We start from the raw sequence: 18,001 nt of genomic DNA, 5'->3' as shown, positions 1-18,001 counted from the left end.
CGTCACACCCCGGTGGCCACGTCCACCCATGTGCCGCGCTGCGCCGACCGCACCATCGCGTCCAGTACGGCGGCGCTGAGCACGGCGTCCTGGAGGGTGGCCCCGTGCGGCTCGCCCTCGGCGATCGAGCGCAGGAAGCGGTACGCCTCGATGACCTTGAGGTCGTCATAGCCCATGGCGTTCGCCGCACCCGGCTGGAAGGCGCCGAACTCGCCGGCGCCCGGGCCGACGTACACCGTGCTGACCGGCTGGTCCTGGTACGTCGTGCCACGGCTGACGCCCAGCTCGTTCATCCGGCGGAAGTCCCAGAAGACCGCGCCCTTGGTGCCGTGCACCTCGAAGCCGTAGTTGTTCTGCTCGCCGACGGAGACCCGGCAGGCCTCCAGGACACCACGGGCGCCGGAGGCGAAGCGCAGCAGGCAGTTGACGTAGTCCTCGTTCTCCACGGGGCCGGGCTCGCCGCCGCCGGCCAGGGTGTGGCCGGCGGTGGCGCCGGTGGGGCGGGCGCGACTCGGGATGAACACGGCCGTGTCGGCGGTGAGGGAGGTGATGTCGCCGAGCAGGTGGCGGGCGAGGTCGGCGCCGTGCGAGGCGAGGTCGCCCAGGACGCCGCTGCCGCCGCGCTCCTTCTCGTACCGCCAGGTCAGGGCGCCGTCCGGATGCGCCGCATAGTCGCTGAAGAGCCGGATGCGGACGTGGGTGACGGCGCCGATCTCGCCGGAGGCGATGAGGTCACGGGCGGCCTCGACGGCGGGCGCGTTGCGGTAGTTGAAGCCGACCGCGCTTCGGACACCGGCCTCGGCGACGGCGTCGGCGACCGCTCGGGCGTCCGCGGCCGTCAGGCCCACCGGCTTCTCGATCCAGATGTGCTTGCCGGCCTCGGCCATCGCCACGCCGATCTCGCGATGCAGGAAGTTCGGCGCGGTGATGCTCACCGCCCGCACCCGCGGGTCGGCGGCCACCTCGCGCCAGTCACGGGTCGTCGAGGCGAACCCGAACTGCGCGGCGGCCTCCTCGGCCCGGCCCGGGACCTCCTCGGCGACGGTCACCAGCTCCGGCCGTACCGCCAGCTGCGGGTAGTGGTGCGGGACGCGCGCGTACGCCTGGGTGTGCACCCGGCCCATCCAGCCGAAACCCACGACGGCGACACCGAGTGAATCCACCATGACAGCCCCTCTTTGGACCGGTCCATTTCCTGTCCCGCCCACCTTGGGTTCCGTTTCCCCTGACTGTCAACCCTTTGACAATCCGCACCAGCACATGGAACGGTCCAGAGCATGAGAGCGCCGACGATCCGCGACGTGGCCGACCGGGCCGGTGTCTCCAAATCCCTGGTCTCGCTGGTACTGCGCGGCTCCGACCAGGTGCGCCCGGAGAAACGGGAGGCCGTCCTGCGGGCCGTTCGCGAGCTCGGCTACCGTCCCAACGCCGCCGCCCGCAGCCTCAGCGAGCAGCGCAGCCGCACGGTCGGCGTTCTCCTGAACGACCTGCGCAACCCCTGGTTCGTCGACATGCTCGACGGCCTCAACTCGCTCCTGCACGACAACGGCCTGCGCATGCTGCTCGCCGACGCCCGCCTGAACCGCCGTACCGGCCAGGACCCGGCCGGCCCCTTCCTCGACCTCGGGGTCGACGGGCTGGTCGTGGTCGGCACACTGCCCGACCCGGCCGCGCTCGGAGCGGTGGCCGAGCGGATCCCGGTCGTGCTGGCGGGCTCCCGCGAGCCGGCGCCGCCCGGCGTCGACGTCGTGGCCGGTGACGACGAACACGGTGCCCGGCTGGTCGCCGAGCACCTCATCGGCCTCGGGCACCGCCGCATCGCGCACATCGCGGGATACGGCGCGGTGGGCGAGCTGCGACGCCGCAGTTTCGAGGCGACGATGCGCGAGCGGGGCCTCGCGGACCGGGCGGTGGTGGAGCCCAGCGACATGACCGAGGAGGGCGGCTACCGCACGGCCGTCCGGCTGCTCAGCCGCGCGGACCGGCCCACGGCCGTCTTCGCCGTCAACGACATGGCCGCCATCGGCGCGCTGTCGGCGGCCGGGGAACTGGGGCTGGACGTCCCGCGCGACCTGTCGGTGGTGGGCTGCGACAACACCAGCATCGCCCGGCTGCGGCACGTCTGGCTCACCACGGTCGACAACACCAGCCACGAGGTCGGGCGCCGCGCGGCCCGCTGCCTCCTGGAGCGCTTCGAGGGCGCCGGGGGAGCGGGCCGGGTGCAACTCGCCACACCCGCCCTGGAGATCCGCGGGTCGACGGCGCCGCCGCTCACAGGTTGATCGCGTACGCCTTGCGCAAGGTCTCGTGCACCGTCCACGTCGTACGGTCGCCCTCGCGCAGGACGGCCAGGTCGCCGGGCCCGACGGTCAGCGTCGGCCCGCCCTCGACCTCGATGGTGGCCGACCCGCTGATCACGACGAACAGTTCGTCGGCCTCGGTGTCGGTGACCACACCGGGAGTGATCTGCCAGATCCCGCGGATCCGGCGCCCGTCCTCCGACTCCCAGACCACCTTCCCGGTCACCTCGGGTGTGCCGGACACGATCTGCTCGGGTGCCAGGGGCTCGGGTTCGAGCTCGGCGTCGGGGATGTGGACTACGAAGCTGTGCGTCATGCGGTGACCCTAGTCGCGGGGTACGGGGCGAAGACCTGGACACAGTGTGAGGTGTGGGTGCGGCCGAACGGACACTTCGTCGCCGCCCGACATCATCGGCTCCCCGAGCAAGGCCCTGTACCGCTGTCGGTCGAACCTTCGGCACGGGCCGGGTTCGGCACCGTCCTCGGACCGTCGCCGGGCGGTCGGTCGGCCGGTCGGTCGGCCGGTCGGCCGGTCGACGGGATCATGCTCGCCGGGAGCCTGCTCGCCCCGGCAGCGAACAGGTACTGTCCGGCGCCTTGCCTGACCGCACGTCATATCTGCTCTTCCGTCATTCATATCTAATCGCCCTTCATATGTACGGATGACCCGAACTGGGTTATACGACGGTCTCGCGTATTGTTGCGTCATATGCCTGCTGTGACGCAGGCGGCTCTCGGTATGCCGGGGGCAGGGGAGTTGACGGTGAAGGGGGAGCAGGGCGTGTCCGCATTTCTTTCGGTGGTGGCGGTCATCGCGTTCACGGCCACAGCCGGCCTGCCGTGGTGGGTGGTCGCGGCCGTGACCCTGCTGATCGCGGGGTTCGCCGCGGGCAGGGGCTGGAGCCCGGGCCGGTGCGCGAAGCACACGTCGGCGTCCGGCCCGGCGGCTCAGCCCGTCTGGTTCTCGGCCGACAAGGGCTCCACCGTTCGGACGGTCCCGGTGCACGTGCGGGTACCGCGCCAGGAGGAGCACGCGGAGAAGGTCCGCAGCGGCCGGTAGCCGCTGACCCACGGGTGGAGCATGCCGCCTATGCGGTAGGGTTGACCTGCATGATCACGCGGTCCGCCGCGGGGCGTGCAACGGGACGTGGCGCAGCTTGGTAGCGCACTTGACTGGGGGTCAAGGGGTCGCAGGTTCAAATCCTGTCGTCCCGACAGTTCAGCGGACTGTCGGTCGTCGCGGTCCGAGCCCGCCGTGAGGTGGCGGCGCTGGGCAGAGCGCAGCGCTCGCCGCGCAGGGCGTTTCCCGGCCTCCCTCGACCCGGTCCGCGACGATCTCTGCCGTCTTCGGTGCCGAGGTCACGCCGAGCGTGTGGTGGCCGTCGGAGGCGAGCCGTAGCCGTCCTGCGATGACCGGCCTCAGCCGAACCGCAGCTCCGCCCACCGGCTGGTCCCGCCGGAGTGCACCCGCACACCGCAGCGGGCGGCCAGCGCGGTGACGATATCGAGGCCGCGGCCGTGCTCGTCGGGGTCGGGAGCGCGCAGCGCGGTCGAGGCCGCGGGGCCCATGTCGGTCACCTCGACCCGTACCGCCCTGCCCAGGTCGAGCGGGCCGCGCGAGAGCCTCAGCGTCGCCGGGGGAAGGGCATGGACGATCGCGTTCGTGAGCAGCTCCGAGACCACCAGCAGGACGTCGTCGGCGAAGTCCGCGGCGAGGTTCCAGTCGGCGAGGACCGCACGTATGCGCCGACGTACGCCCGAGACGGCACCCGGTGCGTGCGGCAGCGAAAAGACGTGCTCGGCTTCCCCGCGAGGCGCGGCAGCGAGCTGCGCTGTTGTCATCTCTCCTCCTTCTGGGGAAGCCCTGTCGGCCACCGACCGGGCCGACAAGGAACGCTAGAGACGAAAATGCGGGCGGTCAACGAACATAGGTCGGCATTACCGAACGACAGTCCCGAACCGGAAAAACCCGGACTACCATCGCCTCATGGCCGGCCCAGTCCAGTCGATAGAGCGGGCGGCGGCGATCCTGCGCCTGCTCGCCGGTGGATCCCGTCGGCTCGGGCTGGGAGAGGTGGCCTCCTCGCTGGGCCTCGCCAAGGGCACCGCCCACGGAATCCTGCGCACGCTTCAGCACGTGGACTTCGTCGAGCAGGACCCCACGACCGGAAAGTACCAGCTCGGGGCCGCTCTGCTGCACCTAGGTACCAGCTACCTGGACGTCAACGAACTGCGTTCGCGCTCGATCAACTGGGCCGACGCCCTGGCCGCCCGCAGCGGGGAGGCGGTCCGCCTGGGCACGCCCCTGGAGGGCAAGGTGCTCGTCATCCACCATGTCTTCCGGCCGGACGACACCCTCCAGACCCTGGACGTCGGCGCGCTGCTGCCGCTGCACGCCTCCTCGCTCGGCAAGGTCCTGCTGGCCTACGGAGCCACCCCCCTCGACCCCCTTCTGGAGGGAGAACCGGAGGCGTACACCCGGCACACCCTGGTTCACCCGGAGCAGCTCACCCGGGCGCTCGGCGAGATACGGGACCTCGGCTGGGGCGCCGAGGTGCAGGAGATGAGCATGGGCGAAGCCGGAATCGCCGCGCCGATCCGGGGACAGGGCGGCCTGGTGGTCGGCTCGATCGGGGTGTCCGGCGCCGTCGAACGGATCTGCGACACCAAAGGCCGGCCCCTCCCGGCCCTGATCACCGTGCTGCGCGAGGCGGCACGCGCGATCTCCAGAGACCTGGGCGCGGCCCGCTGGTAGGCCACCGCGGCCTCCGCGACACATCGGAAGGCAGGGCCGATCATGGTTGAGCGGTATGTGATGTCCATCGACCAGGGCACCACCTCCACCCGATGCATCCTGTTCGACCACGGGGGACGACTGGCGGCGGTCGCCCAGCGGGAGCACCAGCAGTACTTCCCCCGGCCCGGCTGGGTCGAGCACGACGCCGTCGAGATCTGGCGCAATCTGCAGCGCGTCGTACCCGAGGCGCTGTCCAACGCCGGGATCGACGCCGGGCAGATCTCCGCCATCGGGATCGCCAACCAGCGGGAGACGTCGGTGCTCTGGGACCCGCGGACCGGGGTCCCCCTCGGACATGCGATCGTCTGGCAGGACACGCGCACCGCGCAGCTCGTCGACGAGCTGAGGACGGAGCCGGGGGACGCGTTCTTCCTCGACCACTGCTGCCTGCCGCCGTCGACCTACTTCTCCGCGCCGCGGATCCGCTGGCTGTTCGACCATGTCGACGGCCTCGAACGCCGCGCCCGCGACGGTGAGCTGCTGTTCGGCACCATCGAGAGCTGGCTGATCTGGAACCTCACCGGAGGTACGGACGGCGGCCTGCACATCACCGACGCCACCAACGCCAGCCGCACCATGCTGATGGACATCCGTACGCTGACCTGGGACGAGGCGCTCATGGACTTCTTCGGGGTGCCGCGCTCGATGCTGCCGGAGATCCGCCCCTCCGCGGAGAGCTACGGCGAGGCCCGCGCACTGCTGCCCGGCGTGCCCATCACGGCCGCTCTCGGCGACCAGCAGGCGGCCCTGTTCGGTCAGACGTGCTTCTCACCGGGCGAGGCGAAGTGCACCTACGGCACCGGCAGCTTCCTGATGATGAACACCGGAACCGACCTCGTACGCTCCGAGCACGGACTCCTCACCACGGTCGCGTACAAGATCGCGGGCCAGCCGACCGTCTACGCCCTGGAAGGCCCGATCGCCGTCACCGGCTCGCTGGTGCAGTGGTTCCGCGACCGGCTCGGCCTGATCCACAGCGCTCCTGAGATCGAGACGCTCGCGCTCACCGTCGAGGACAACGGTGGCTGCTACATCGTCCCCGCGTTCTCAGGGCTGTTCGCGCCGCACTGGCGCAGTGACGCCCGCGGCGTCATCGTCGGCCTCACCTCGTACATCACCAAGGGGCACCTGGCCCGGGCCGTCCTGGAGGCCACCGGCTGGCAGACCCGGGAGGTCGTCGACGCCATGAACGCCGACTCCGCGCTCGCCCTGAAGCAGCTCAAGGTGGACGGCGGCATGACCTCGGACCACCTCCTCATGCAGATCCTGGCCGACGTCCTCGACGTGCCCGTGGTACGGCCGCTCGTCCACGAGACGGTGTCACTGGGCGCGGCGTACGCGGCCGGACTCGCGGCCGGCTACTGGCCGGACCTGCAGGTCCTGCGGCGCAACTGGCACATGGCCGGCCAGTGGCTCCCGGACATGGACCCCGAACGGCGGGAGTGGGAGTACGCCTCCTGGAAGCGAGCCGTCGAGCGGTCCCTGGGGTGGATCCAGTCGCCGGGTCGCCAGTGACCCGCCCTCACGAACTCCCCGTCGGGCTCCCGCAGTTCAGCGGGTGACCAGCAGCCCTCGCCCGCGCAGCACTCGCCGCTCCAGCGGGCTGAAGGCCAGCAGGTCGATGGCGACGCCCACGAGCAGGATCAGGAAGATGGCCAGGAAGACCTGCGGCATGCTGCTGTTGTTGCGGCCGTTCTCCAGCAACTGGCCGAGGCCCACGCCGAGATCGGGCGAGGAGGCGATGATCTCGGCCGCCATCAGCGAGCGCCAGGAGAAGGCCCACCCCTGCTTCAGGCCCGCGAGGTACCCCGGGAGGGCTCCCGGCATCACGATGTGCCCGGCCTCGCGCAGTCCGGTGGCGCCGAGGGTGCGACCGGCACGCAGGAAGAGCGGGGAGATCTGGTCGATGCCCGCGACCAGGCCGTTGGCGATGGACGGGACGGCGCCGAGCAGGATCACGGCGTACATCATCGAGTTGTTCAGACCCAGCCACAGCACGGCGGGCGGCACCCAGGCCACCGACGGCAGCGACTGCAGGCCGGAGAGGATGGGGCCGAGCGCCGCCCGGACGAACCTCACCCGGGCGACCAGCAGTCCGAGCGGCGTACCGATGGCGAGGGCCATGAGGAAGCCGAGCAGGCCGCGTGAGACGGAGGTCCAGATGTAGTCGAGGAGCGTTCCCTGGAGCCACGCCTCGCGGACCTCGCCCCAGACGTCCGAGGGCGAGGCCAGCTTGTAGGCGGGCGCCACCTCGGCCCACACCAGCAGCTGCCAGACCACCAGCACCAGTACGACGGCGGTGACGGGCGGCAGCACCTTGCGTGTGAGGGTCTCGCGCAGCGGCGTACGCCCGATCTGCACCGAGTCCAGGGCGTCGAGCCCGGCCTCCAGTCCGGCCAGGTCCTCGGCGCTGTCCTTCTTGCTGTCGCCCTCGACGGCGACCCCGTTGTCAGTGCCGGCCATGGCGGCGGATCTCCTCACGCAGTTCCTCGGTGATCTCGGCGGAGAGTTCGGCGACCGCGCCGTCCTCGATGCGGCGCGGGTGCGGCAGGTCGACCGTCCACTCACGCGCGACACGGCCCGGACGGGAGGACAGCAGCACGACCCGCTGGGCCAGCCGCACGGCCTCGCGCACGTTGTGCGTCACGAACAGCACCGACAGCCCCGTCTCGTGCCAGATCCGGGTGAGTTCGTCGTGCAGGACGTCGCGGGTGATCGCGTCCAGGGCGGCGAACGGCTCGTCCATCAGCAGCAGCCGGCTGTCCTGGGCGAGCGCGCGGGCCAGGGCGACCCGCTGGCGCATGCCGCCGGACAGTTCGTGCACCCGCTTGCCGTACGCGCCCTGCAGGCGGACGAGGTCCAGCAGTCGCTCCGCCTCCCGGCGCCGCTCGGCCTTGGCGACGCCCCTGAGCCTGAGGGCGAGTTCGACGTTCCTGCCCGCGGTCAGCCACGGGAACAGCGCGTGCTCCTGGAACATCAGGGCGGGCCGGCCGTCCGTGCCGATCGAGCCGGCGGAGGGCCGGTCGAGCCCGGCGACCAGGTTGAGCAGTGTGGACTTGCCGCAACCGGAGGCCCCCAGGAGGGTGACGAACTCGCCGGGCCCGACATCGAGCGTGATGTCGTCCAGCACGAGCTGCTGCCCGCCGGGGGTGCCCGGCGCCGGGAAGGACTTCGAGACGTGCTCGATCCGGGCGGCGTAGGTCGGCGCCGGTGCGTCCTCGGCGATCCTGGCGGTCGGGGCCGTCGTCGTGGCCATGCTCGTCATCTCCTGGGGGCGTTTGGTGTGCGGTGCTCTTACTCGACGCCGAGACCGGCGTCGTCGACCTCGTCCTCGCCCTCGGCCTTGAGGACCTTGTTGAGCAGCCTGAGGTCGTAGATGCCCTTCAGATCGGGCTTCTCCAGCAGCCCCGCATCGACCGCGTGCTCCGCCTCGGTGCCGAGGGTGGAGGCCAGCGGGTCGTCGAGGAACGTGATCGACTTCCAGGCCGGGTCGATGACGTCGGCGGGCAGCGCCTTGCCGGACTCCGCCTTCAGCGCCGCGTTGGCGGAGGCCTTGGCCTTGTCCGGGTTGGCGTCGATCCACGCGTTGGTCTTCACCGAGCCGCGCAGCACGGCCTCCACGACGTCCGGGTGCTCCTTCAGGAACGCCTGCCGGACGATGATGTTCGTGATCACGAACTTCTTGTCCGGCCACAGGTCGGCCTCGTCGAGGAGCACCTTGGCTCCCTCGGCGACCAGCTTGGAAGCGGTCGGCTCGGGAACCCAGGCACCGTCGATCGAGCCGGACTTGTAGGCGTCGGGCGTGATCTTGTTGTCCGTGCGGACCACGGAGACGTCGCCCTTGCCGCTCTCCGCGTCGACCTTCCAGCCCTGCTCGGAGATCCAGTTGAGCAGGGCGACGTCCTGGGTGTTGCCGAGCTGGGGGGTGGCGATCCTCTTGCCCTTGACGTCCCCCAGGGACTTGATCTTCTCCGGGTCGACGACGAGCTTCACACCACCGGAGGCCGAGCCGGAGATGATGCGCAGGTTCTTGCCGGCCGCCTTGGTGTAGCCGTTGATCGCCGGGGACGGGCCGATCCAACCGATGTCGATGGAGCCGGAGTTCAGCGCCTCGATCTCCGACGGACCGGCGTTGAACGTCGAGGGCTTGATCGTGGTGCCCCCGAGCTCCTTCTGGAACAGGCCCTCCTGGATGCCGACCAGGGCGGTGGCATGCGTGAGGTTGGGGAAGTAGCCGATCTTCACCTCGTCGGCGGAGAGCTTCTTGGCGCCCGCCGCGACCTCGGCCTGCTTTCCGGTGTCGGTGGACTCGGCGCCGTAGCCGCATGCGGTCAGCAGCAGGGGAAGCGCCGCCAGGGCGGCGAAGGTGCGGAGGGTGGTGAGCGGTCTTGCGGCAGACACGGAGGTGTCCTCTCAGGAACGTGCGATCAGGAAGGTACGGCGATGGAGGCCAAGGCGCCGGGGAGCGCACCGGTACACCGGTCGCCCGGCGTCGGGCGGGAGGGCGGGGAGCGCGGGACGGCACGGAGGGCTGTCGCGGTGCGGCGCGGGCAGGAGCCGCGGCCGGTCTCAGACGGGCCGACAGAGGGCGCTGCGCGTACGCCCGAAGTCGATGTGACGACGCGAGGTCAGAAGGTGCGGCGGCAGGTCTGTGCGATTGCGCGTACGCATGGCCACCCCACCCCGCAGTTCCCTAGTTTTCCTACCTGGTTGATGGGGATAGTGGCAGAAAGAGGCGCGGCCCCCAAGGGCGTGTTCATATTATGGACGTACGTGTCTCGGTATTCGAAAACAGTGAGGTCAGGCGTGGTCGCTCCCGCCCTCTCGACTGGGGCTGGCTCAGAGGGTGATGCATGTTCCCTATATTTCCGATCGAATTACTAGGGAAGTGTTGACCCCCCTCGGTGAAGCGGGTGAGGATGACGCGGACCGGGTCGGCCGAAAGCCCGGGACAGCGTTCTCCTCCGCCGTGAAGGAAGTGCCATGACAAGCGCACCACCGGCCGACGAGGTGACCGAGCCCGCGGCCGCGCCGGCCGACTGGCCGCACATCGCCCGCGAGTTGGCGGACGACCTCGCCACGGACGCGGTCGAGCGCGAGCAAGCGGGCCGACCGCCACTCGACGAGGTCGAACGTCTCCGCGAAGCAGGCCTGTTGACCCTGCTGGTCCCCACCGCGCACGGGGGAGGAGGCGCCGACTGGCCCACCGCCTACGCGGTCGTGCGGATCCTCGCCGCCGCCGACGGCGCCGTCGGACACCTCCTGGGCAGCCACTACTTCCTGTCCCACAGCCCCCGGTTCTTCGCTGCCCCTCAACAAGTCGCCCGCGTGGAACGGGCGTTCACGGCCGGCCGGTGGTACTGGGGCGGCGGCGTCGCCTCGCACGAACCGCCGCTCACGCTCACCCCCACGGCCGACGGCTACCTCCTGGACGGCCATCAGAGGTACGGCTCGGGGGTCGGGGTCGCCGACCGGCTGGTGGTCCGGGCAGCCGTGCCCGGCACCGGCGAGCCCCTCGCCGTCCTGGCCGATCCCGCCCACCCGGGCCTGGTGGGCGGCAGCGGCGACGACACCTTCGGGCAGCGGCTGGCGGCCGGCGGTGCCGTCCTGTTCGACTCCGTACCGGTGGCCGGGGACGGCGTGCTCGGCTCGCTCTCCGCCGACGAGGGGGCCCTGTCACCCTTCGCCGGTCTCGCCGCCCCCACCGCCCGGCTGGTCTCCGCCCAGGTCTGTCTGGGCGTCACCGAAGGGCTGCTCGGCGAAGTCCGCGAGCACAAGAGGGCGCTGTCACCCCTGCTGCAGCCGCTCTCCGCCCAGCTCTGGCCGGGCGGCCCGCCTCCACCCTGGCCGGGCGGCCCGCCGCAGGACCCGTCCGTGCTGACCGCGTACGGGGAACTCGCCGTCACCGCGCGTGCCGCGTCCGCCCTCGCCGACCAGGCCGTGGCCGCACTGGCGGACGGGCTCGCGCGGGGCGAGGAACTCGACGACGAGGAGTGCGCGGAGATCGCCGTGCTCGCCAGTGCGGCGCAGGCAGCCGCCTTTCGGGCCGCGCAGGAGATCACGACGCGTGCACTGGACGCTGTCGGCGCGCCCGCCGCCCTGGCGCGACACGGCCTGGACCGCTTCTGGCGCGACACGCGGACCCACACCCTGCGCGAGCCGGTCGCCCACCGGCTGCGCGAGGTCGGGGACTACTTCCTCAACGGAGCGCATCCGGTGTTCAGCCTGCCCGGCTGATCCGCGGGCGAATGCGGCGCCCGCGGCCGGCGGTGAGGGCGGCGGCGCGGTCGTGATGGATAATCACGGCATGCGGATCTCGGCCAGGGCGGACTATGCGGTGCGGGCGGCGTTGGAGCTGGCCGCGGCGGGAGAAGACACCTCGCTGAAGGCCGAAGCGATCGCCGAGGCGCAGGGCATCCCGCACAAGTTCCTCGAAGGCATCCTGGGCGACCTGCGCAGGGGCGGCCTCGTGACCAGCCAACGAGGCGGCAAGGGCGGCTACCGGCTCGCTCGCCCGGCGGACTCCATCGCCATCGCCGACGTGATCCGGGTGGCGGACGGCCCCCTGGTCTCGGTGCGCGGCGTGCGCCCGCCCGACCTCTCCTACACCGGCCCCGCGGAGTCCCTGCTCCCGCTGTGGATCGCCGTACGCGCCAACGTGCGCAAGATCCTCGGTGAGGTCACCCTGGCCCACGTGGCGGCGGCCAAGCTTCCCGACGATGTCCTGGGTCTCGCGGACGACCCCGAGGCGTGGACCAATCCCTGACGCGCCCGCCGTCGGTGAGCGGCCGCAACCTCAGTCGGCCGGCTTCTCCCACACCGAGACGTGCTTGCCGCTCTCGCTGGTGAAGGGCTCGCGCGTCCAGTCCTGCCACCGGTCGCGCAGGCGCAGCCCGGCGAGCCGGGCCATCAGGTCCAGCTCGGCCGGCCAGACGTAGCGGAACGGGACGGACCAGTGCTCGGCCCGGCCGTCGACGATGGTGACGTAGTGGGAACTCATCGCCTGGGTGGCGACGTCGTAGGTGTCGAACGCCCAGCGCGTGTCGCTGATGTGGAACGGCACGGCCGTCTGCCCGGCCGGGAGCTTGCGCAGTTCGGGCACGCCCACCTCGACGACGAACCGGCCGCCGGGCCGCAGGTGGGCGGCCGCGGTGCGGAAGCAGTCGACCTGGGCGTCCTGCGTGGTCAGATTGTTGATGGTGTTGAACACCAGGTAGACGAGGGCGAATTCGCCCTTCACCCGCGTCGTCGCGAAGTCCCCGATCGTCACGTCGACCGCCTCGCCGCCGGGCTTGGCGCGCAGCCGGTCCACCATGGCGCGGGACATGTCGATCCCGTGCACCGGCACACCCCGGGCGGTCAGCGGCAGGGCGATCCGGCCCGTGCCGACGCCGAGTTCGAGGGCCGGGCCGTCGCCGGCCAGCTCCGCCAGCAGGTCCACCGCCGGGTCCACCGCCTCGGGCCGGAACATGTCCGCCGCCGACTCGTCGTAGTCGGCCGCGATGTTCTCCCCGAAGTAACCGTCGTCGAAGTCACCGTCGTCATCGATCACACGAGGACCGTACTTCCGGCCATGGCGCCGGGGCACCCGATTTTCCGCGCCGGTCCGCGCCTGCTGAGAAGCGGTCAGGCGAGGGTGACCTCGACCGGCAGCTTCTTGATGCCGTTGACGACGGACGTGTCCTGCTACCACCACCAGCGGGTCGACTGCCTCGGCGAGGGACTCACGATCACCGCGCGAGCCGCCGACGGAACGGTCGAAGGGCTCGAACTCCGGGACGCGCGCGGGTGGTTCAGCGCGGTGCAGTGGCACCCCGAGGACACCGCGGACCGGGACCCGGCGCAGCAGGGTCTCTTCGACGCCCTGGTAGGGGCGGCGGGCGGGCGCCGCTGAGGCGGGGGACCGGGGGCCGGGTTCAGGCCTTCGACCGCCGCCCGCTGCGCCGCGGTGCCGGCTCCGCCCCGTCGAGCAGGGCTACCCGGCGCTCCTCGCCGTGCTCCTCGACCTGGAGCACCACCCGCCGCAGCCCCTCCGCGACGCTGCGGCACTCCTCGTCACTCAGTCGCCCGGCGACGAACGCCTCCTCCTCGTTGAACGCCGGGAAAAGGCGCCGCATCAGCGCCTCGCCCTCCTCGGTGAGGCTCAGCAGCACCAGCCGGCCGTCGGTCGGATGCCCGGCCCGCCGCAGCAGCCCCCGGCCCTCCAGCGTCCGCGACACGCCGGTGAGCGTCCCCTTGGAGATCCCGGCCTCCTCCGCGACATGCCGGGTCTCCGACTCGCCCCACACCCAGACCACCCACAGCACCACGAACCCCGTCTAGGTCAGATCCGCCCCCCGCAGCACGGAGTTCTCCAGATGCTGGCGGACCGCGGAGGCGGCGCGGTGGATGTTGGCGACCACGGCCATCTGCTCCCGGTGCAGCGGGAGGCCGCCGAACTCGGCTTCGGCGAGCTTCTCGGCTTCGGTGATCGATCGTTGGCCGGGCATCGGTGCTCCTTCGCCGCGGGGCGCGTCGGACAGCGGGTGTCGTTCGGGTTTAAATTGCACGAAACGCCCCCGACCGTCCGCCGCGCGGGCCGCTCACTGCGCCGGCCCGGCCGATGCCGGGCGCATTAAGCACCACACGAGGCGACCGGATCAGCGCGGGGTCGGCACCGGCATGCCCGGAACGGATGCCGGAACGGATGCCACTGACACTCATTCGTGTCACGGGAACATCACTTGGCATCCACGTTCTCTCCACATGGCGCATGATGCTCCCGCAACAGACGCACCACACATGGGGGAACCATGATCAAGCGCACGGCCACCGTCGCAGTCGTCGCTGCCGCCGCCCTGCTCACCCTGACCGCCTGCGAAGGCGGCGCCGACGCCAGCGGCAGCACCAACTCCAAGCCCAGCCAGGGCAGCAACGGCAAGGCCGACACCGGCAGCGACATCGCCAAGGCCGAGACCGTCACCCTGCCGGACATGGCCGGCAAGGGCCTGCAGTCCGCGCAGGACCAGGCCCAGGAAGCCGGGTTCTACAGCCTGACCTCGCACGACGCCCTCGGCCGCGGCCGCATGCAAGCCTTCGACCGCAACTGGAAGGTCTGCTCCCAGACCCCGAAAGCCGGCAAGCACCCGACCGACACAGAGGTCGACTTCGCCACGGTCAAACTCGAAGAGACCTGCCCCGCCGAGGACGAGGGCGCCGAGCCCGAAGCCGCCGGCTCGACGATGCCCGACTTCGCGGGCAAGTCGGTGAAGGTCGCCCGTACCGCCCTCGACAGCAGCACGAGCATCACCGTCAACGACGCCTCAGGGCAGGACCGCATGGTGCTGATCGAGTCGAACTGGCAGGTGTGCACGACGGAACCCGCCGCCGGCGCGAAGCTCGACGGACAGCCGGTGACGCTCACCGCAGTGAAGTTCGGGGAGACCTGCTGACCTGCACCCACTGACCGGCCCGGCTCGCGCCCGTGCGCGGCCGGGCCTTCGCACGCCCGCAATGCCGCGCCGTCGACGACCGGCGCCTACGCACCGTCGTCGAGTCCCGGCACCGTCTGATCCGGAAGCGCTACGGCCATCGGTCGATTTCGCCGGGGACCGAATCCGTCGACAGGCAGGACCACACAAGGGGCGAACGCTGCCTGCTACGGCACTGGCGCCGCGAACGCTGCCTGCTACGGCACTGGCGCCGCCGGTCGGCCCTGCCCGGCACGACGTCGGGTCCGCCGCTACCCCCGTGCGGCGGACCCGACGAGCGTGGGGCCGAGCACACCGCCGCAGTGCCTGAACGACACTGTCCCCCGAAGGCGGCGTGCCCGGCCGCTTCCCCCGGCGCCGGACTGTGAAGGGCCCCGTCAGCGGCCCCGTGCCGTCACCAGCACATCACCGCGGTCTGCCCGGAACCCCAGCTGGAGTACTGGCGCACTCGGACGACATAGCGGCGGCCTTTGACGAGACGGACCCGGACGGCGGCGTTGTGCGGGGTGCCGCCGTCGTCCTGGGCGGAGAGGTAGCGCGGTTCACCGTCCCGTTCCTCGAAGACCACGACGACGGCGTCACCGTCCCCGAAGGTGCCCACCGTGTACGCACGGGTCTCCGGCGGCTCGACGACGAAGTCGGCCTGCCCGGCCCGGCCGAGCCGCAGCGGCACCGAGCGGAACGGCACCAGCTCGGCCGGGCCTCGTGCCGCGGCCGGCGGGTACCAGCGGCGGACGAACTCCTTGTCGGCCTCGGAGAGCGCGCCCGGCGGGTTGAGCCCCGCGCGGAACTGCTCCGGCTCCAGGATCAGCCCGGCCGAGAAGGGGTACTCCATGATCGACTGCGGGTCCCAGACGGAGCCGTTGACCTCACGCGGGTCGAGCTTGCGCAGGATGTTGAAGAACGTCCGGTCCCGGCTCCAGAAGTTAGGCGGGCCCGCCAGATCCGCGTACACGGCCTCCTCGTCCCAGTGGATCCCGGCGAACGGGCTCTGGTGCTCGTGCAGCATGCCCAGCGCGTGCCCGATCTCGTGCAGGGCCGTGCCGCGCTCCCCGGGCTCGGTCAGGTCCCAGCCGAAGTTCATGGTGCGCTCGTTCAGGCCGACCCGGAGCGCGTCCTTGCCGACCGTCGACCAGGAGCCGTCACCGAGCTGGAACCCGATGCGCAACTCCGCCTCCGACCGGTCGCTCACCTCCACGAACGACAACCCGATGCCCAGGTTCTGCCACTCCTGGAAGCACTCGCGCACGACGTCCCGCTGCTTCTTGCCGCCGACCCACGACACATGCCGGGTCCGCCCGGTCTCCGGGTCGGGGATCACGGACCCGTCGGAGTCCCGGTCGAAGAAGCAGTAGTGCAGAACGGTGCCGTTGACCCACATCCGCCGCCCGCCGAGGAGCGCGCCGAGCCGCTCGGCGGCCAGCCCCGGCGCGAAGGCGGGTGCCGGCTGCTGCGCGAGGGAGCAGAACCGTGCGGTCATGCGAACAGGGTGCCGTCGGGCCGCGGCGGGCGCCTGAGTCGAGGGCTACTCAAGTCGCCCTGTATCAGGAGTGAGTCATCGCGCTCCCCTTACCGTGACGACTTTCGAACGGGACGCCAAGACCCTCGACACCTCCTGGCCGTTCACCGGCCGCGAGGACGAACTGCGACTGCTCCGGGCGTCCTTCACAGCCGGCCGGCACGGCATCGTGCTCACCGGACCGGCGGGCCGTGGCAAGACCCGGCTCGTCACCGAGGCCGTCCGCGGCACCGACTGCGCCAAGGTGACCGGCACCCCCGAGGCACGTCACATCCGCTTCGCCGCGTTCGCGCACCTCGTTCCCGAGACCGTCTCCCTGCACGAGGCGCTCCAGCAGCTCTCCGGGGTGCGCCTGCTGGTCGTGGACGACGCGCATCTGCTCGACGACGCCTCCGCCGCCCTGGTCCATCAGCTGGCCGTGCACGGCCGTACCCGTCTGCTGGTCGTCAGCACCGACGGCGGGCCCATCCCGGCCGCCGTCTCCCGCCTGTGGACCGGCGAACTCCTGCCCCGCCTCGCCCTGGAACCGCTGCCTCGCGAGGAGACGGCCCGGCTGCTGACGGACGGAGCCGGCATCGACCTCGAACCCCTCACCGTGAACCGGCTGCACCTCCTGTGCCAGGGAGACCTGCGGCTGCTGCGCGACCTGGTCGCCGCCGTGCGCGAGCGCGGACTGCTCACCCGCGTCCCCGCCACGCCCTGGGACCCGGACCCGGACTCGGCGGAGTGGGCGTGGCGCGGGCCCCTGCCGATCACCGCGGCCGTACGGGAGCACACCGCCCATGTCCTCGACCGCCGTCACCCCGCCGAACGCGCCGTCCTCGAACGCCTCGCCCTCGCCGAGCCGTTGCCCCTCGGCCCGGACGAACTCGACCCGGACGGAGCCGAACGGGACGCGCTGGAGCACCTGGAGGCCGACGGCCTCGTCCGCGTCGACGACCGCGGCGCCGTCCGCCTCGCCCACCCCCTGCACGGCCCGGTGCTGCGGGACGCGGTCGGCAGGCTGCGGGCGAGGCGGCTGTCCCGCACGCCCGACCGGTGCGCCCTCGCCCTCGACGCGGAGGGCGCCGCGCTGACCCGCCGTATCGAGCGGGCGGACGTACGGGCCGTACCGGCGCCCGTGGGGGAGTGGCTGGTCGCGGAGGGCGCCGGGGTGCCGGCCGGATACGCCGCCGTACGCGCCGGGTTCGCCCGGCTGCGCGGGGAGCTGCGCGAGGCGGCGGCATGGGCGCGCGAGGGGCTGCGAGGCGGCGACGACCCGTCCTGCCGACGCGAACTCGTCCTCGCCGCGGCGCAGTCGGGTGATCCGACCACAGCGCACGAGATCCTGGGTGGCCGCCCCGACGGGGGTGGGGCGGCCACCCGGCCCGCAGCGGCCCGCGGTGACGCCGAGGAAGTGAGCGAGACGCTCACCGGCGACGCGTACGACGCCGTCCGCCTCGGTTTCCCCGAGCGGGCCGCGGGCCGCCTGACGGGCGTCTTCGCCGCACACGCCGACGCGCTGGGCCGCGGCGACGGTCCGGCGCTCGACCGGGTCGCCGCGGAGCTGGAGGAGCGCGGCTTCCTGCTGTTCGCCGCCGAGGCGCACGCCCAGGCCGTACGGGCCCACCGGGACCCGAGGGCCGCGCGCACCGCACGCACGCGTGCCGTCGCTCTGGCCCGCCGCTGCCAGGGCGCCCGTACCCCGGCCCTGTCCGGACTCGTCCTGGGCGAACTGACGGCACGGCAACGGCAGATCGTCACTCTGGCGGCCACGGGGCTGAGCAACCGGCAGATCGCCGAGAAACTCACCCTGTCCGTCCGCACGGTCGGCAACCACCTCTACGGCGCCTACGCCCGCCTCGGCGCCGGCGACCGCGGCGCGCTGCCCTGGCTGATGGAGCCGCCCCGTGTGCAGCCGGCGTAGCGGAACGGG

At 71.8% G+C, this 18,001-nt stretch carries 16 protein-coding genes, 1 tRNA gene and 2 pseudogenes; 10 read left to right on the top strand and 9 right to left on the bottom strand.

The window, feature by feature from the left end:
* Positions 1-2: 2 nt before the first annotated feature.
* Positions 3-1,166 (bottom strand): Gfo/Idh/MocA family protein, encoded by a 1,164-nt coding sequence (locus ACFYNL_RS21980; protein WP_388806076.1) that lies wholly within the window; start codon positions 1,164-1,166, stop codon positions 3-5.
* Positions 1,167-1,277: 111 nt separating this feature from the next.
* On the opposite strand from ACFYNL_RS21980, the gene ACFYNL_RS21975 reads away from it, so the two are divergent.
* Positions 1,278-2,282 carry a LacI family DNA-binding transcriptional regulator gene (locus ACFYNL_RS21975; RefSeq protein WP_388806074.1) on the top strand — a complete coding sequence of 335 codons (1,005 nt, stop codon included), beginning with the start codon at positions 1,278-1,280 and terminating at the stop codon, positions 2,280-2,282.
* On the opposite strand, the gene ACFYNL_RS21970 is transcribed toward ACFYNL_RS21975, so the two are convergent.
* Entirely contained in the window at positions 2,272-2,616 is a 345-nt protein-coding gene (locus tag ACFYNL_RS21970) for a cupin domain-containing protein (RefSeq protein ID WP_388806072.1), read from the bottom strand. The two genes, ACFYNL_RS21975 and ACFYNL_RS21970, sit on opposite strands and share 11 nt — an antisense overlap.
* A gap of 465 nt (positions 2,617-3,081) precedes the next feature.
* Between ACFYNL_RS21970 and ACFYNL_RS21965 the strand changes: the two genes are divergently transcribed.
* Together ACFYNL_RS21965 and ACFYNL_RS21960 are read left to right on the top strand one after the other, a co-directional pair.
* Positions 3,082-3,360 carry a hypothetical protein gene (locus ACFYNL_RS21965; RefSeq protein ID WP_388806070.1) on the top strand — a complete coding sequence of 93 codons (279 nt, stop codon included), beginning with the start codon at positions 3,082-3,084 and terminating at the stop codon, positions 3,358-3,360.
* A gap of 81 nt (positions 3,361-3,441) precedes the next feature.
* Positions 3,442-3,515 (top strand) — tRNA-Pro (locus ACFYNL_RS21960).
* Between the two features lie 204 nt (positions 3,516-3,719).
* Here ACFYNL_RS21960 and ACFYNL_RS21955 read toward each other — a convergent pair.
* Positions 3,720-4,142 carry an ATP-binding protein gene (locus tag ACFYNL_RS21955; protein ID WP_388806069.1) on the bottom strand — a complete coding sequence of 141 codons (423 nt, stop codon included), beginning with the start codon at positions 4,140-4,142 and terminating at the stop codon, positions 3,720-3,722.
* Positions 4,143-4,287: 145 nt separating this feature from the next.
* Between ACFYNL_RS21955 and ACFYNL_RS21950 the strand changes: the two genes are divergently transcribed.
* Together ACFYNL_RS21950 and glpK are read left to right on the top strand one after the other, a co-directional pair.
* Positions 4,288-5,055, top strand: a complete 768-nt coding sequence (locus tag ACFYNL_RS21950) for an IclR family transcriptional regulator (protein ID WP_388806067.1) — start codon at positions 4,288-4,290, stop codon at positions 5,053-5,055.
* 42 nt (positions 5,056-5,097) lie between these two features.
* The gene (gene glpK / locus ACFYNL_RS21945; protein WP_388806065.1) at positions 5,098-6,612 is read left to right on the top strand and encodes a glycerol kinase GlpK; all 1,515 of its coding nucleotides are present in this window, start codon (positions 5,098-5,100) and stop codon (positions 6,610-6,612) included.
* 36 nt (positions 6,613-6,648) lie between these two features.
* Here glpK and ACFYNL_RS21940 read toward each other — a convergent pair whose 3' ends face one another.
* Genes ACFYNL_RS21940 through ACFYNL_RS21930 form a run of 3 tightly spaced genes read right to left on the bottom strand, consistent with a single transcriptional unit; the run spans position 6,649 to position 9,498 of the window.
* Positions 6,649-7,560, bottom strand: coding sequence for an ABC transporter permease (locus ACFYNL_RS21940; protein WP_388806063.1), 912 nt, complete (start codon positions 7,558-7,560; stop codon positions 6,649-6,651).
* On the bottom strand, positions 7,547-8,353 hold the full coding sequence (locus ACFYNL_RS21935) for an ABC transporter ATP-binding protein (RefSeq protein WP_388806062.1): 807 nt from the start codon (positions 8,351-8,353) through the stop codon (positions 7,547-7,549). The genes ACFYNL_RS21940 and ACFYNL_RS21935 overlap by 14 nt, the downstream gene beginning before the upstream one ends.
* Before the next feature lie 38 nt (positions 8,354-8,391).
* Complete coding sequence (locus ACFYNL_RS21930) at positions 8,392-9,498, bottom strand: ABC transporter substrate-binding protein (protein WP_388806060.1); 1,107 nt, start codon at positions 9,496-9,498, stop codon at positions 8,392-8,394.
* A gap of 582 nt (positions 9,499-10,080) precedes the next feature.
* On the opposite strand from ACFYNL_RS21930, the gene ACFYNL_RS21925 reads away from it, so the two are divergent.
* Complete coding sequence (locus tag ACFYNL_RS21925) at positions 10,081-11,334, top strand: acyl-CoA dehydrogenase family protein (protein WP_388806058.1); 1,254 nt, start codon at positions 10,081-10,083, stop codon at positions 11,332-11,334.
* A gap of 70 nt (positions 11,335-11,404) precedes the next feature.
* On the top strand, positions 11,405-11,863 hold the full coding sequence (locus ACFYNL_RS21920) for an RrF2 family transcriptional regulator (protein WP_388806056.1): 459 nt from the start codon (positions 11,405-11,407) through the stop codon (positions 11,861-11,863).
* Positions 11,864-11,893: 30 nt separating this feature from the next.
* On the opposite strand, the gene ACFYNL_RS21915 is transcribed toward ACFYNL_RS21920, so the two are convergent.
* Complete coding sequence (locus ACFYNL_RS21915; RefSeq protein ID WP_388806054.1) at positions 11,894-12,649, bottom strand: class I SAM-dependent DNA methyltransferase; 756 nt, start codon at positions 12,647-12,649, stop codon at positions 11,894-11,896.
* Between the two features lie 54 nt (positions 12,650-12,703).
* On the opposite strand from ACFYNL_RS21915, the pseudogene ACFYNL_RS21910 reads away from it, so the two are divergent.
* Positions 12,704-12,991 (top strand): annotated as a pseudogene (locus ACFYNL_RS21910) (gamma-glutamyl-gamma-aminobutyrate hydrolase family protein); the annotation flags it as partial.
* A 22-nt stretch (positions 12,992-13,013) separates the two neighbouring features.
* Here the strand turns inward: ACFYNL_RS21910 and ACFYNL_RS21905 are convergent.
* Positions 13,014-13,586, bottom strand: a pseudogene (locus tag ACFYNL_RS21905) (MarR family winged helix-turn-helix transcriptional regulator).
* 303 nt (positions 13,587-13,889) lie between these two features.
* On the opposite strand from ACFYNL_RS21905, the gene ACFYNL_RS21900 reads away from it, so the two are divergent.
* On the top strand, positions 13,890-14,528 hold the full coding sequence (locus ACFYNL_RS21900) for a hypothetical protein (protein WP_388806052.1): 639 nt from the start codon (positions 13,890-13,892) through the stop codon (positions 14,526-14,528).
* Positions 14,529-14,961: 433 nt separating this feature from the next.
* Here the strand turns inward: ACFYNL_RS21900 and ACFYNL_RS21895 are convergent, their stop codons facing one another.
* Positions 14,962-16,047 (bottom strand): M12 family metallopeptidase, encoded by a 1,086-nt coding sequence (locus ACFYNL_RS21895; RefSeq protein WP_388806050.1) that lies wholly within the window; start codon positions 16,045-16,047, stop codon positions 14,962-14,964.
* A 94-nt stretch (positions 16,048-16,141) separates the two neighbouring features.
* Here ACFYNL_RS21895 and ACFYNL_RS21890 point away from each other — a divergent pair, with 94 nt between their 5' ends.
* The gene (locus ACFYNL_RS21890) at positions 16,142-17,992 is read left to right on the top strand and encodes a LuxR C-terminal-related transcriptional regulator (RefSeq protein WP_388806048.1); all 1,851 of its coding nucleotides are present in this window, start codon (positions 16,142-16,144) and stop codon (positions 17,990-17,992) included.
* Positions 17,993-18,001 lie beyond the last annotated feature (9 nt).

This window comes from Streptomyces sp. NPDC007808 (assembly GCF_042868655.1).
GTDB lineage: Bacteria > Actinomycetota > Actinomycetes > Streptomycetales > Streptomycetaceae > Streptomyces.
The sequence above is the reverse complement of the archived record's forward strand: the minus strand, read 5'-3'. Positions and strand labels throughout refer to the sequence as shown.

Bases quoted from the DNA above. Each gene is read 5' to 3' on its own strand.
- ACFYNL_RS21980 (WP_388806076.1), bottom strand. From the start codon at position 1,166: ATGGTGGATTCACTCGGTGTCGCCGTCGTGGGTTTCGGCTGGATGGGC.
- ACFYNL_RS21975 (WP_388806074.1), top strand. From the start codon at position 1,278: ATGAGAGCGCCGACGATCCGCGACGTGGCCGACCGGGCCGGTGTCTCC.
- ACFYNL_RS21970 (WP_388806072.1), bottom strand. From the start codon at position 2,616: ATGACGCACAGCTTCGTAGTCCACATCCCCGACGCCGAGCTCGAACCC.
- ACFYNL_RS21955 (WP_388806069.1), bottom strand. From the start codon at position 4,142: ATGACAACAGCGCAGCTCGCTGCCGCGCCTCGCGGGGAAGCCGAGCAC.
- ACFYNL_RS21950 (WP_388806067.1), top strand. From the start codon at position 4,288: ATGGCCGGCCCAGTCCAGTCGATAGAGCGGGCGGCGGCGATCCTGCGC.
- glpK (WP_388806065.1), top strand. From the start codon at position 5,098: ATGGTTGAGCGGTATGTGATGTCCATCGACCAGGGCACCACCTCCACC.
- ACFYNL_RS21940 (WP_388806063.1), bottom strand. From the start codon at position 7,560: ATGGCCGGCACTGACAACGGGGTCGCCGTCGAGGGCGACAGCAAGAAG.
- ACFYNL_RS21935 (WP_388806062.1), bottom strand. From the start codon at position 8,353: ATGGCCACGACGACGGCCCCGACCGCCAGGATCGCCGAGGACGCACCG.
- ACFYNL_RS21925 (WP_388806058.1), top strand. From the start codon at position 10,081: ATGACAAGCGCACCACCGGCCGACGAGGTGACCGAGCCCGCGGCCGCG.
- ACFYNL_RS21920 (WP_388806056.1), top strand. From the start codon at position 11,405: ATGCGGATCTCGGCCAGGGCGGACTATGCGGTGCGGGCGGCGTTGGAG.
- ACFYNL_RS21900 (WP_388806052.1), top strand. From the start codon at position 13,890: ATGATCAAGCGCACGGCCACCGTCGCAGTCGTCGCTGCCGCCGCCCTG.
- ACFYNL_RS21895 (WP_388806050.1), bottom strand. From the start codon at position 16,047: ATGACCGCACGGTTCTGCTCCCTCGCGCAGCAGCCGGCACCCGCCTTC.